The sequence below is a fragment of the Bradyrhizobium sp. SPXBL-04 genome, from assembly GCF_051853035.1.
Taxonomy (GTDB): Bacteria; Pseudomonadota; Alphaproteobacteria; order Rhizobiales; family Xanthobacteraceae; genus Bradyrhizobium; species Bradyrhizobium zhanjiangense.
On record NZ_CP182472.1, the window covers coordinates 5,969,702 to 5,983,127 of the forward strand.

11 protein-coding genes are annotated in these 13,426 nt (G+C 64.8%); 6 read left to right on the forward strand and 5 right to left on the reverse strand.

What is annotated here, in order from left to right; translation table 11 throughout:
- Positions 1-80 precede the first annotated feature (80 nt).
- Positions 81-1,709 (forward strand): thiamine pyrophosphate-dependent enzyme, encoded by a 1,629-nt coding sequence (locus ACNJX8_RS28345; protein WP_439357504.1) that lies wholly within the window; start codon positions 81-83, stop codon positions 1,707-1,709.
- A 3-nt stretch (positions 1,710-1,712) separates the two neighbouring features.
- Here the strand turns inward: ACNJX8_RS28345 and alkB are convergent, their stop codons facing one another.
- Together alkB and ACNJX8_RS28355 are read right to left on the reverse strand one after the other, a co-directional pair.
- A complete protein-coding gene (gene alkB / locus ACNJX8_RS28350) occupies positions 1,713-2,366 on the reverse strand; it encodes a DNA oxidative demethylase AlkB (protein ID WP_206734796.1) in 654 nt (217 codons plus the stop codon).
- A gap of 9 nt (positions 2,367-2,375) precedes the next feature.
- Complete coding sequence (locus tag ACNJX8_RS28355) at positions 2,376-3,122, reverse strand: 2OG-Fe(II) oxygenase (protein WP_439357505.1); 747 nt, start codon at positions 3,120-3,122, stop codon at positions 2,376-2,378.
- Between the two features lie 170 nt (positions 3,123-3,292).
- Between ACNJX8_RS28355 and ACNJX8_RS28360 the strand changes: the two genes are divergently transcribed.
- A protein-coding gene (locus tag ACNJX8_RS28360; RefSeq protein WP_439357506.1) for an IS3 family transposase occupies positions 3,293-4,467 on the forward strand; the annotation gives its coding sequence in 2 pieces (ribosomal slippage) (positions 3,293-3,587 and positions 3,587-4,467; 1,176 coding nt in all).
- Positions 4,468-4,539: 72 nt separating this feature from the next.
- Here the strand turns inward: ACNJX8_RS28360 and ACNJX8_RS28365 are convergent.
- Positions 4,540-5,226, reverse strand: a complete 687-nt coding sequence (locus ACNJX8_RS28365) for a DUF2848 domain-containing protein (RefSeq protein ID WP_439357507.1) — start codon at positions 5,224-5,226, stop codon at positions 4,540-4,542.
- Positions 5,219-6,568: an amidase gene (locus tag ACNJX8_RS28370; protein WP_128935036.1), complete on the reverse strand. Its 1,350-nt coding sequence runs from the start codon at positions 6,566-6,568 to the stop codon at positions 5,219-5,221. The genes ACNJX8_RS28365 and ACNJX8_RS28370 overlap by 8 nt, the downstream gene beginning before the upstream one ends.
- 178 nt (positions 6,569-6,746) lie before the next feature.
- On the opposite strand from ACNJX8_RS28370, the gene ACNJX8_RS28375 reads away from it, so the two are divergent.
- The 4 genes from ACNJX8_RS28375 (at position 6,747) to ACNJX8_RS28390 (ending at position 10,448) form a co-directional block, all read left to right on the forward strand.
- Positions 6,747-7,160, forward strand: a complete 414-nt coding sequence (locus tag ACNJX8_RS28375; RefSeq protein ID WP_091897396.1) for a Zn-ribbon domain-containing OB-fold protein — start codon at positions 6,747-6,749, stop codon at positions 7,158-7,160.
- Between the two features lie 3 nt (positions 7,161-7,163).
- The gene (locus tag ACNJX8_RS28380) at positions 7,164-8,303 is read left to right on the forward strand and encodes a thiolase C-terminal domain-containing protein (RefSeq protein WP_439357508.1); all 1,140 of its coding nucleotides are present in this window, start codon (positions 7,164-7,166) and stop codon (positions 8,301-8,303) included.
- 5 nt (positions 8,304-8,308) lie between these two features.
- On the forward strand, positions 8,309-9,223 hold the full coding sequence (locus tag ACNJX8_RS28385; protein WP_128935038.1) for an SDR family oxidoreductase: 915 nt from the start codon (positions 8,309-8,311) through the stop codon (positions 9,221-9,223).
- Positions 9,224-9,338: 115 nt separating this feature from the next.
- A complete protein-coding gene (locus tag ACNJX8_RS28390; RefSeq protein ID WP_128935039.1) occupies positions 9,339-10,448 on the forward strand; it encodes an SMP-30/gluconolactonase/LRE family protein in 1,110 nt (369 codons plus the stop codon).
- Between the two features lie 131 nt (positions 10,449-10,579).
- Here ACNJX8_RS28390 and ppc read toward each other — a convergent pair whose 3' ends face one another.
- The gene (ppc, locus tag ACNJX8_RS28395; protein ID WP_439357509.1) at positions 10,580-13,378 is read right to left on the reverse strand and encodes a phosphoenolpyruvate carboxylase; all 2,799 of its coding nucleotides are present in this window, start codon (positions 13,376-13,378) and stop codon (positions 10,580-10,582) included.
- Between the last annotated feature and the right edge of the window lie 48 nt (positions 13,379-13,426).

Consider the following 13,426-nt stretch of genomic DNA (forward strand, 5'->3'; position numbering starts at 1 on the left):
CGTCGAAGCCGAGGGCATCGCAAGCATGCGCAACTGCGTCGTCGATGAAGCCCGGACAACACTCGAAGTGGAATAGCACCATGACCACCCTCACCGGCGGCGAAGCGATCGTAAGCGGCCTCGTTGCTCACGGAGTCGACACCGTCTTCGGCCTGCCCGGCGCGCAGGTCTACGGCCTATTCGACGCTTTCCATCAGGCCCAGCTCAAGGTGATCGGCGCGCGGCACGAGCAGGCCTGCGGCTACATGGCCTTCGGTTATGCGCGCTCCAGCGGCAGGCCCGGCGTGTTCAGCGTGGTGCCCGGCCCCGGCGTGCTCAACGCCAGCGCGGCGCTGCTCACCGCCTTCGGCTGCAACGAGCCGGTGCTCTGCGTCACCGGCCAGGTGCCGACGCCATTTTTGGGAAAGGGCCGCGGCCATCTGCATGAGATGCCGGACCAGCTCGCGACCGTGCGGACCTATGTGAAATGGGCCGATCGCATCGAATATCCCGGCAACGCGCCGACGGTCGTCGCGCGCGCGTTCCAGGAGATGACCTCCGGCCGCCGCGGGCCTGCTTCTGTCGAGATGCCCTGGGACGTTTTCACCCAACGCGCCGACACCGCGGCCGCACAGGTGCTGGAACCGCTGCCTGCGCCGCAGCCCGATCCTGACCTGATCAAGCAGGCCGCCGCGCTGATCAAGACCAGCAAAGCGCCGATGATTTTCGTCGGCAGCGGCGCCATCGATGCGCGCGAGGAGATCCTCGAACTCGCCGAGATGATCGATGCGCCCGTCGTTGCCTTCCGCAGCGGCCGCGGCATCATCTCCAACGCGCACGAGCTCGGACTCACCATGGCCGCCGCCTACAAGCTGTGGCCCACGACCGATTTGATGATCGCAATCGGCACCCGCGCGGAGCTGCCGGCCTCGGGCTTCCGCTGGCCCTATCAGCCGAAGGGACTGAAATCTGTCAGGATCGACATCGATCCGGCCGAGATGCGCCGGCTCGCTTCCGATACCGCTATTGTCGCCGACGCGAAGACCGGCACAGCCGATCTCGTCGCAGCCGTGAAGAAGGCCGGCTATGCGCGAAGCCGCGGCCGGCGCGAAGACATCCGCGAGGCCACCGCAACCGCGCAAGCGGAGATCCAGCGCATCCAGCCGCAGATGGCGTATCTCAACATCCTGCGCGAGGTGCTGCCGGCAAATGCAATCGTGACAGATGAATTGTCGCAGTTCGGCTTCGCCTCCTGGTACGGCTTTCCGGTCTATGAGCCGCGCACCTTCATCACGTCAGGCTATCAGGGCACGCTCGGCTCCGGCTTTCCGACTGCGCTCGGCGCCAAGATCGCCAACCCCGACAAGCCGGTGGTGGCGATCACCGGCGACGGCGGCTTCATGTTCGGCGTGCAGGAGCTCTCGACCGCCGTGCAGTTCAACATCGGCGTGGTGACGCTGGTGTTCAACAACAACGCCTACGGCAATGTCCGCCGCGACCAGCGCGAACGCTTTGACGGCCGCGTGGTGGCGTCGGATCTCGTCAATCCGGATTTCGTCAAGCTCGCGGAATCCTTCGGCGTTGCGGCGGCGCGCATCACCGCGCCGGACCAGTTCAAGGCGGCGATGGAGAAGGCGCTCGCCCATGGCGGGCCCTATCTGATCTCGGTCGAGGTGACGCGGGACTCCGAAGTCAGTCCGTGGGCGTTCATTCACCCACCGAAGCCGTAAGCGTCAGCGCGTCCTGCGGAAGGTCAAATTGATCCGCTTCCGCCCGAGCAGCGCATGTTCGCCGTCGGCGAGCGGCGCAACGCCGTGATAAGCGAGCCTGCTAGCCCCGCCCCAGACCACGACGTCGCCATGCACCAGGCGGAAGCGGCGCGGCTTGTCGCTGCGCGCCAGGCCGCCGAACAGGAAAGTCGCGGACAGGCCGAGCGAGACCGAGACGATCGGGGCCGAATAGTCGAGCTCGTCCTTGTCCTGATGCAGTGACAGCCGCGTGCCGGGCTCGTAGCGGTTGACGAGGCAGGCATCGGGCGCGAAGTCTTTGAAGCCGCCCTGCTCCGCCGCGCGGCGGGCTAGAGCCCGAAACACGGGCGGCATCGCGGGCCAAGACGCGCCAGTTCGCGGATCGATCGGATCATAGCGATAGCCGGTGTGATCGGTGATCCAGCCGCGCTCGCCGCAATTGGTCATGGCCACCGACATCTGGTAGCCGCCGGGCGTCGTCATGCGCCGGAACGGCGATTGCGCCACGATGGCGCGCACGGCTTCGAGCAGCTCGCTCTCGATCGGCTTGACGAAGCCGCGCAGCAGCACGGCGCCGTCGGCGATCTCCTCGCGCGATGGCTGCGCCTCGGCGACGCTGTCGAACAGATCACCCATCAATCGCAGCGCTCATTTGGCATCATGAAAAATCACACCCAGCGTGTGGCGCTGGCCGGACCTGATACGGCTGACGCCATGGCGGAGATTAACGCGGTAGGTGCCGCGTGTCCCCTGCACCGGCCGGTGATGCACGGCAAAGGCCACCGCATCGCCCTGTGCCAGCGGCACCACCTCGGCGCGGGACTGCATGCGTGGCCGTTGCTCGGTCAGGACGAACTCGCCGCCGGTGAAATCGCGCCCAGGCTCTGACAGCAGGATCGCGACCTGGATCGGGAACACGTGCTCGCCATAGAGATCCTGATGCAGGCAATTGTAGTCGCCGGCCTCATATTGCAGCAGCAGCGGCGTCGGCCGGCTCTGGCCGGCCTCGTGGCAGCGCTTCAGGAAAGCTGCGTGCGCGGCGGGATAGCGGATGTCGATCCCCATCGCCTCGTTCCAGCGGTTGGCGACGCCCTGAAGATGCGCATAGAGCGCCGGACGCATCTGCGCGATCAAGTCGGGGAGTGGATAGGAGAAATATTTGTACTCGCCTCGGCCAAAGCCGTGGCGGCCCATGACGATGCGGCTGCGGAAGTGTGTGTCGTCGGGATAGAGGGCGGTCACGGCGCGGCATTGGTCCGGCGTGAGCAGGTTCTTCAGGACGGCGCAGCCCTGGCTGTCGAGTTCGGCGGTGATCTGCGGCCAGTCGAGGATGTCGACGTGGGAGGCAATGTCGAGGGATAGCTTAGGGGCTGATTTGCGTGCTGTTGCTGTCATGGCTACGACTCTCGCAATATGCCGCCCTCCGCCGCCACCCGATTTCCGACTATCTTCCCGTCATTGCGAGGAGCCCTTGCGACGAAGCAATCCAGAGTCCCTCCGCGGAACCAGTCTGAGCCTCCCCTAAATCGGTGGACACCTATAGCTTAGGCAGCGAGAGGTGTCAGATGGCGAAACGGCAGCGACGCTCGTATTCGGACGAGTACAAGCGGCAGGCAGTTGATCTGGTTTTGTCGAGCGGCCGTTCGGCGAAGTCGGTATCGAAGGAGCTCGGGCTGGACGGCTCCGTGCTCAGCCGATGGGTGAAGGAGCGGAGCACGGTAGCAGCCGGCGGCAGCGCCGCGGCGCCCACGTCGCAAGCGGCGGTGCCGTCGGCGGCCCAAGCTGACGTGATCGCCCGGTTGCAGCGGGAAAACGAACAGTTGCGTATGGAGCGCGACATTTTAAAAAAGTCGATCGCGATCTTTGCTGGACCCAGGACATGAAGTTCCGCTTCATCGAAGATCGCCGCGCCGACTATCCGGTTAAGATCATGTGCCGTGTCCTCGGCGTCTCGCCTGCGGGCTACTATGCTTGGCGGTCGCGCCCGGAAAGCCCCCGGGCCGCTGCCAATCGAGAGTTGCTGCAGGACATCAAGCGGGTTCATCGCGACAGTCATGGTCGCTATGGCAGCCCGCGCATTCATGTCGAACTCAAGGCCCAGGGACACCATGCAAGCCGTGGCCGAATCGAGCGGCAGATGCGCTGCCATGGCGTTCGAGCCATCTCGGCCGGGCCGCGACGATGGCGCACCACCGATAGCGGGCATGGCTTCCCGATCGCGCCCAACTTGCTCGGCCGGAACTTCTCGGCCGCCATGCGCAATCAGGTCTGGCTCGCCGACATCACCTATGTCTGGACCGGCCAAGGATGGTTGTACCTGGCCGCCATCATGGATCTGTACAGTCGCCGTATCGTGGGCTGGGCGATGGACGACCATCTGCGCGCCGAATTGCCGCTCGCCGCATTAAGGATGGCGATCAAGGGGCAAAAGCCCGGCGCCGGCCTGATCCATCACTCCGATCGCGGCATCCAATATGCTTCAACCGAGTACCGCCAAGCGCTGCAAGCCGCCGGCGTCCGGCCTTCGATGAGCCGCAGAGCCGACTGCTACGACAACGCCCCGATGGAAAGCTTCTTCCACACGCTCAAGTCCGAACTGATCCATCACCGTCAATATCCGACCCGCGATGAAGCTGAGCGCGACATCTTCGCCTACGTCGAGGGCTTCTACAATCAACACCGCAGACACTCGGCCATCGGCTATATCAGCCCAGTCGAGATGGAGCTAAAATCGGCTTGAACGCTGTCCACTTTTTTGGGGGAAGATCAGTCTGGATTGCTTCGCTTCGCTCGCAATGACGATGGAGAGCTATCAACCCAGCACCGGCAGCGTCACCACGTCATAGCCGTGCTTGATCGTGCGCTTCTGCACGGGATCCTCCAGCTCGAAATCGAAGCGGCCGGCGGGGCGGATGCCGCCCTTGGCGGCGAAGGTGCCGCCGAACATGGCGCAGCCGTCGGGCAGCTTCCCGCCCGGAAAGCCGCGCGTGATGAGGTCAGGGACCGGGAGCATCGCATCGAGCGTGCCCTCCTGGTAGAGAACGCGCTCGCCGTTGATCGTGGCGTAGGATCGCAAAATCATCCTGTCCCAATGGCCGATGACGTCCTCGAGCTCCCACAGCGTGGAGGCGATCGGCTTGTCGCACATCTGCTTTGAGACCGTGACGCTATAGGCCTCGACCTTGCGGTCGGTGTGATCGGAGCCGCAGCCGACGAAGATGCGGCCCTGCCAGCCGATCAGCACGAACTCGACCTCGCCGGACGACTCGCCGCCGGTACATTCGATGCGGTCTTCCATCGTCAGCCGCCGCGCCGAGGCGCGGTAGTAGATCGGCGTCGAGGCCGGAGGGGCGATGCCCATCTCTTGCAGCTCGGCGATGTGCTTGTCGCGCGCGACAGGATCGCGGCCGGTCCAGCCGGCGATGATCATCTGGTCGATCGCCAGCGTCAGCGGCGTCGTGGTGTCCTGGGCGTCGACGGTGAAGGTCAGGTCAAACACGGATCACGGCCTCCATGCCGGCAGCAAGTTCGAAGATACGGCGGTCGGATCCGCCGGCGCCGGCCAGCATCAGGCCGACGGGAACGGCGCCCTGACGATGCGCAGGCAGCGAGATGGCGCAGCCGTCGATCATGTTGATCAGGGTGCAATTGCGCAGGGCACGCAGGTTCTGGGTGGTGAACGCCTTGTCGTCGGCGAGATCGGCAATCTTCGGCGGCGTGTTGGCGGTGGTGGGCAGCACCAGGGCGTCATAGGGCGCGATGCGTGCATTGACGCGGGCGATCAGCGAGCGGCGCTCGTTGAGCAGATCGATGTAGTCGGCCGCGCTCTGCGCCTCGCCGCGCATGATGCGGACAGCGACGCGTGGATCGTAGACATCGCCCTTGGACGTGATGAGATAGCGGTGCCAGGCATAGCTCTCGGCCGCGGCAAAGCCGCCCTTGGCGTTCATCGGGCCGATGTCGTGGAATTCAGCCATCTCGATGCGCTCGATGATGGCGCCGTGATCGGCGAGCGCCTTCAGCGCGCGCTCGAAGGTTTCAGAGACGGCTGTGTCGAGGTCGTCGAGCGCGATCGTGGTCGGCACGGCGAGCCGCATGCCCTTTACGGGGCGCGGCTTCACCGCGGTGATCGGCTCGTTGGCGAGCACCGCATCGAGTATGGCACAGCAACTGACCGATCGCGCCAGCGGGCCGATGCTGTCGAGCGAGAACGACAGCGGCACAGAGCCGTCGAGCGGCACACGGCGCTGCGTCGGCTTGTAGCCGACGATGCCGTTGAAGGCGGCCGGAATCCGACAGGAACCGCCGGTATCGGTGCCGAGCGCGCCATGCGCCATGCCGTCGAGCACGGACACTGCCGCGCCCGAGGACGAGCCGCCGGGGACGTGGCCCTCCGCCCGGTTCCAGGCGCCCTTCGGCGTGCCGTAATGCGGATTGATGCCGATGCCGGAATAGGCGAACTCGGTCATGTTGGTTCGCCCGATCACGACGAAGCCGGCGCCGCGCAGCCGCGCAACCGCCGCCGCGTCGTGCTCCGCCGGATCGGAATCGTCGAGCGCGCGGGAGCCGGCGCGCGTCGTCTGCCCCTTGATGTCGAAGAGATCCTTGATCGAGATCGGAATACCGGCATAGCGCGATGGCGCGGCCTTGGCCTTGCGCAAGCCGTCCATCGCGTCAGCAGCCGCGAGTGCGGCGTCCTTATCGACATGGATGAAGGCGCGCTGGCCCTCACCGGTGGGATCGGCGATCCTGGCAAGGCACGCCTCGACCAGCTTGCGGGAGGTGGTGCGGCCGCTTTCGAGGTCTTCGGCGAGCTTCGCCAGCGTCGGAAAATCGGGCATGTCTGTCTCACGGAATATTGGCGCGCGCAATCTATAGCGCTGGCTCAGTTCGACACAAGCATTGTGCGCATGATGGCATGCATGTGCATTGCTGGACCGTTGACGCACTATAGTCGATTGTCGCATCAAGATCGAAACAGGCGGGCGCGAAGCCTGTCTCTTGGGAGGAGCTGCCGATATGGCCGAACCGCAGCGCGCGCGACCGAAACCAACGCCGGAAACCCAGCATTTCTGGGACGGCACGAAAGTCGGCGAATTGCGCCTGCAGCGCTGCGACGCCTGCGCGCATGTCTACTTCCCGCCGCGCCCGTTCTGCCCTTCCTGCGCCTCGCGCAAGGTCTCGGTGTTCAAGGCAAGCGGCAAGGGCTTTCTTTACAGCTACGTGATCAACCATCGTCCCGCTGCGCCCGGATTCACGCCGCCCTACGCGATCGCGGTGGTCGAGCTCGCCGAGGGGCCGCGGATGATGAGCAACATCATCGACTGCCCGCAGACGCCGGAAGCACTCGAGCTCGACATGAAGCTCGAGGTCGCCTTTGAGAAACTCGACGACAAGATCACCCTCCCCGTCTTCCGTCCGGCGAAGGGGTAAGCCATGCGCAAGAACCAGGTTGCCGTCGTCGGCGCGGCCGAGACCACCGAGCTCGGTGTCATCCCCAACGCCTCGCAACTCCAGCTCCATGCCGACGCGGCGCTCAATGCCATCGCCGATGCCGGGCTGAAACTCTCCGACATTGACGGCTTTGCCACCGCGGTCGAAACACCGCAGCAGGTCTGCCATTATCTCGGCATCAAGCCGACCTGGGTGGACGGCACCTCGGTTGGTGGCTGCTCCTTCATGCTGCACGTCCGGCATGCCGCCGCGGCGATCGAGGCCGGCCTGTGCAAGACGGTGCTGATCACCCATGCCGAGAGCGGCAAGTCGATGATCGGCAAATTGCCGCGCTCGACACCGGCAGACAGCCTCAACGGCCAGTTCGAGGCGCCCTATGGTGTCTACGGCCCGCCCAGCATGTTCCCGATCCCCGTGCTGCGCTTCATGAAGACCTACGGCATCACGCATGAACAGCTGGCTTCGGTCGCAGTGGTGCAGCGGGAATGGGCGGCGAAGAATCCGCGCGCGATGATGAAGGACCCGATCACGGTCGCCGATGTCCTCAACTCGCGCATGATCGCCTATCCGTTCCGCCTGCTCCAATGCTGCCTGGTCACCGATGGCGGCGGCGCGCTGATCCTGACCTCGGCCGACCGGGCCAGGGACTTTCCGCGCAAGCCCGTCTACATCATGGGCACCGGCGAGAGCGTCGAGACGCCGATGGTCAGCCAGATGGAGACCTTCAACTCCTCGCGCGCGTTCAAGACCGCAGGGCCCCTCGCCTTCAAGGAAGCCGGCATCGTGCACGGGGACGTCGACCATCTCATGATCTACGACGCGTTCGCACATCTGCCGCTGTTCGGTCTCGGCGATCTCGGCTTCATGCCTTATGAGGAGACCGGCGGGTTCATCGCGGACGGCAACACGCGGCCGGGGGCCAAGCTGCCGCTCAACACCAATGGCGGCGGATTGAGTTACATGCACTCCGGCATGTACGGCATGTACGCGCTTCAGGAGAGCGTGCGCCAGATGCGCGGCATCGCGCCGGCGCAGGTCCCTGGCGCGAAGATTTCGGTGTGTCACGGCGTCGGCGGCATGTTCGCGGCATCAGGCACGATCGTGTTTACGAACGAGAGGTAGTTCACATGAGCAAATCACTGCAAGACAAGGTCATCATCGTCACCGGCGCAGGCCGCGGCATCGGGCGGGAGATCGCGCTGCTGTGCGCCGCGGAAGGCGCCAAGGTCGTGGTCAACGATCCCGGCGGTGCCGCCGACGGCGCCGGCTCGAACGCCGCGCCCGCGGAAGAAGTGGTCGAGGAGATCAAGAAGCGCGGCGGTACTGCGGTTGCGAACTTCGAGTCGGTGGCCGAAGCAATTCCCGCCAGCAAGATCGTGAAGACCGCGACCGACCATTTCGGCCGGCTCGACGGCGTCGTCAACAATGCCGGCATCTTGCGCGACATGATCTTCCACAAGATGAGCGTGGAAGCGTTCGAGGCCGTCATCAAGGTGCATTTGATGGGCTCGTTCTACGTGTCCCACGCCGCGGCGCGGATCTTCCGCGAGCAGGAATCGGGCTCCTTCGTGCACTTCACCTCGACCTCCGGCCTGATCGGCAACTTTGGACAAGCCAATTACGCCGCCGCCAAGCTCGGCATCGTCGGGCTCTCCAAATCGATCGCGCTCGACATGGGCCGCTTCAACGTCCGCTCCAACTGCGTCTCGCCGTTCGCCTGGACCCGCATGATCGGCACCATCCCGACCGAGACCGAAGCCGAGAAGGCGCGCGTCGAGAAGATCAAGCAGATGGGACCGGAGAAGATCGCCCCGCTCTGCGGCTATCTTCTCTCAGATCCCGCCAAGGACGTCACCGGGCAGATCTTTGGCGTGCGCATGAACGAGATCTTCCTGTTCAGCCAGAACCGTCCGATCCGCTCGGTGCAGCGGAGCGAAGGCTGGACGCCGCAGTCGATCGCGGAACATGGCATGCCGGCGCTGAAGGGCTCGTTCTACAAGCTCGACCGTTCCGCCGACATCTTCACCTGGGATCCCGTCTAGCCGCGTTTCCGGCATCCCTGCCCTGCGATCTCCGGCTGCCTCGGCCTGAGATCGCCCTGCTTTACGCCCGAATGCGGGCGGATGGTGCCCTCCCAACAAACTTTGGGAGGAAACCATGACAAGAATACTGACTAACCCCGACATCTCTGCCACCGGCGGCCTTGGGCGCCGCGCTCTCCTCAAAGGCACGGCGGCTCTCGCCGCCTCCACCGTCCTCGCCTCGCAGGCCAACGCGCGCGACTTCGGCGCCAATGCCGAGCCGCAGCGCTATCCCGACCCCGACATCGTCGTCATCGACCCCAAGCGCTTCAAGGCCAAGGTCGGCAACACCGCGATCAAGCGGCTCTATACCGGCTGCCTGTGGGCGGAGGGACCGGCGTGGAATGCGCAGGGGCAATATCTCGTCTGGAGCGACATCCCAGCCAACCGTCAGCTTCGCTATCTCGACGACGACGGTCACATCTCCGAGCAGTTCCACAAGCCGTCGAACGAAGCCAACGGCAACTCGTTCGACACCGAAGGACGCCAGATCAGCGCCGAGCGGACCCGCCTCGTCCGCTACGAACACGACGGTTCGGTAACGGCGCTGGCCGAGCAGGCAGGCGGCAAGCCGCTCAACGGCCCGAACGACATGGTGGTGCATCCCAACGACAAGGCGATCTGGTTCACCGATCCCGGTTATGGCGCGATCAGCATCTACGAAGGCAAGCTTGCCAACACCGGCTCGCTCCAACCTCATCAAAAGGAAGCTGTCTATCGCCTGGACACCCAGACCGGGCAGGTCGCGAAAGTCGCCGACGAGCCGTTCAAGCCGAACGGCATCGCCTTCAGCCACGACTATAAGAAGCTCTATGTCTGCGACACCGGCATCACACATTATCCGCAGGCCGAGAACGTGGTGTGGTCCTACGACATCGACGGTGCCAAGCTGTCGAACCCGAAGAAGCTGATCGACATGAAGCTCGACAGCAAGTCAGGCTTCCCTGACGGCTTGCGCGTCGATACCGAAGGCAACATCTGGGTCGGCGCCGGCTGGGTCGGACCCGGCTATGACGGCGTGCAGGTGTTCGCGCCGACCGATGGTGCACGCATCGGCCAGATCCTACTGCCCGAGACCTGCGCCAATGTCTGCTTCGGCGGCAAGAAGCGCAACCGCCTGTTCATGACCGCAAGTCAGTCACTCTATGCCGTGTATGTGGAGACGCAGGGCGCGCATTTCTGTTGACTGCCCCGCACCCTGTTCGTCATGCCCGGGCTTGACCCGGGCATCCACGCCTGTTCCGCTGTTGCAGAGGCACGTGGATGGCCGGGTCAAGCCCGGCCATGACGAGCGAGGGTGTGGCACCTGCGTCGACCCTATCCCGTATTCCTCAGCCCCGCCGAGATGCCGTTGATCGTGAGCTGGATCCCACGCAGCACCTGCTCATCCGGGTTCTGCGCGCGGTGCTCCTTCAACAGCTCGACCTGCACATGGTTGAGCGGATCGAGATAGGGGAAGCGGTGGCGCACGGAGCGCTCCAGCAGCGGGTTGCTCTGAAGCAACCGATCCTGGCCCATGATGTCGAGCAGCGTCTCGATGCAGGAATGCCATTCGCGGCGGATACGACCGAAGATCTTCTCGCGCAGGGCTTCGTCCGGCACGAGTTCGGCATAGCGCGAGGCGATGGCGATCGAGCTTTTCGCCAGCACCATGTCCATGTTCGAGAGCAGCATGCGGAAGAACGGCCATTCCCTGTAGAGCTCTTTCAGGAACGGCATGCCCTGGTCGGGATGATCAGCGATCCACTGCTCGACCGCGCTGCCAAAGCCGTACCAGCCCGGCAGCATCAGGCGGCATTGCGCCCAGGAGAACACCCAGGGGATCGCGCGCAAATCCTCGATCGCGCGGGTCTTCTTGCGCGAGGCCGGGCGACTGCCGATGTTCAACGTGGCGATCTCGTTGATCACGGTCGAGGCCCAGAAATAGTCGACAAAGCCCTCGGTCTCGTAAACGAGGCCGCGATAGGCCTTGAAAGCGAGGTTCGACAATTCATCCATCGCAGTCAGGTATTCGCGGCGCGGAGCGCTCTGGCGCGGATGCAATAAGCTCGCTTCGAGCGTCGCGGCGGCCAGGATCTCCAGATTGTTGCGGCCGACTTCGGCGTTGGAATATTTCGACGAGATGATTTCGCCCTGCTCGGTGATGCGGATCTGGCCGTTCACGGCGCCGCCGGGCTGCGCGATGATGGCGTCATAGCTCGGCCCACCGCCGCGACCGACCGAGCCGCCGCGGCCATGGAAGAGACGCAGCCGCACATGATGGCGCTCGAATACCTCGACGAGGCCGATCTCGGCCTTGTAGAGCTCCCAGCCCGAAGTGACGAAGCCGCCGTCCTTGTTCGAGTCGGAGTAGCCGAGCATGACCTCCTGCACGCTGCCGCGGCTGTCGACGAGACGGCGGTAATCGTGCAGCGACAGCATGCGGTCCATGATGCCGGCGGAAGCCTGCAAATCCTCGATGGTCTCGAACAGCGGCACGATGTTGATGGCGCTGCGCCCGGAGGGATGGACGAGGCCCACCTCCTTCAAGAGCACCGCGACCTCGAGCATGTCGGACATACCCTTGCACATCGAGATGATGCATTGGGGGATGGCGTCCGAACCGAACTTCGCATGCGCTTCCGCGGCGGCATGGAACACGTTGAGCTCGCCCATGGTCTCGTCGCTGTACTTGACGAAGGGCGAGACCAGCGCGCGCGTCGAGCGCAATTCGTTGGTGAGCAGCGAAATGCGGGCGTCCTCGCCGAGCGCGAGATAGGACATGCCAGGGTTGGCAGCGTCCATCAGCTCGGCAATGGTGCGCTCATGCACGGCCGAGTTCTGACGGATGTCGAGCCGCGCCAGATGGAAGCCAAAGCAGTCCACCGCGCGCCGCAAGCGCCGCAGCCGGCCGCGGGCGATGACGCGGGCATTGTTGGAAATCAGCGAGCGGTGCAGCACGTCGAGATCGGCTTGCAGCTCCTTGACGCTCTCGTAAGGCTTGCCCTTGCCGACCGGTCGCCGCGTGATCTCGACCTCGAGCTTTTCGGCGGTCGCGGTGAGGCGCGCATAGATGCCCGAAACTGCGAGGCGATAAGGCTCGCCGCTTCGGTGCGGCGAGGTGTCCGGCGAGCGTTCCGCGAGTGTGCGCAGCTCTTCGGAGACGTCGGCGAGATGGGCTGCGATGGAAAGTTCGGAGCCGAGCACGTGCAGCTCGTTGAGATAGAACTGCATCACGCGGCTCGACTGCAGCCGCAGCGTGCCGCGCATCACGTCGGCGGTGACGAAGGGATTGCCGTCGCGATCGCCGCCGATCCAGCTGCCCATGCGCAGGAACGAGGCGAGCTCGCTTGCCGCCTGCTCGCCGCCCTCCTCCAGCCGGTCTTCCAACGCGTTGACCAGGCGCGGCACCTCGCGCAGGAAGGTGTAGTCGTAGAACGACAGGCCGTTGGAGACCTCGTCGAGCACGGTGAGCTTGGTCCGACGCAGGAGATTGGTCTGCCACAGCGTCAGCACCTCGCGGCGGAGTTGCTCGTCGCTTGCGGCTGCCTCCTCCGCGGTCAGCGCAACGCGCTCGCGGCGGTCGAGCAGGGCTGCAATCTCCATCTCGCGGTCCATGGTGCTCTTGCGGCGGACCTCGGTCGGGTGCGCGGTCAGCACCGGGCTGACCAGCGCGGACTTGAAGAAAGTGCGCAGCGCGTCGGGGCCGATGCCTGCCGCCTTGGCGTGGGCGAGCGTTTCCGCCAGCACGCCAGAGCCGCCGTTCTTGCCCGCGCCGCGGGCACGCATCTGGCGGATGTTGTTCTGGTCCTCGGCGATGTTGGCGAGATGGGAGAAATAGCTGAAGGCGCGGACGATCCGCACCGTCTCGGAGGTCGACATGCCATCGAGGATCTGCTCGAGTTCGCGGCGGGCGAGCCGGTCCTCGTCGCGATGGAAGCGGATCGAGGTCTGGCGGATGCGCTCGACCAGATCGAACACGTCGGCGCCCTCCTGGTCGCGCACGGTATCGCCCAGGATGCGCCCGAGCAGGCGGATGTCATCGCGCAGGCGCGCATCCGCTTCCATCGCCTGGACGTCCTCCGGGCGGTTGGGACGATGCTCAGTGGCGTCGGATGATATGGTCTGGAGGGACATGGCTCGCTCCCCTTTAAGAGCTCCCTGGCTCCTCGGTCCGGAGGAGTG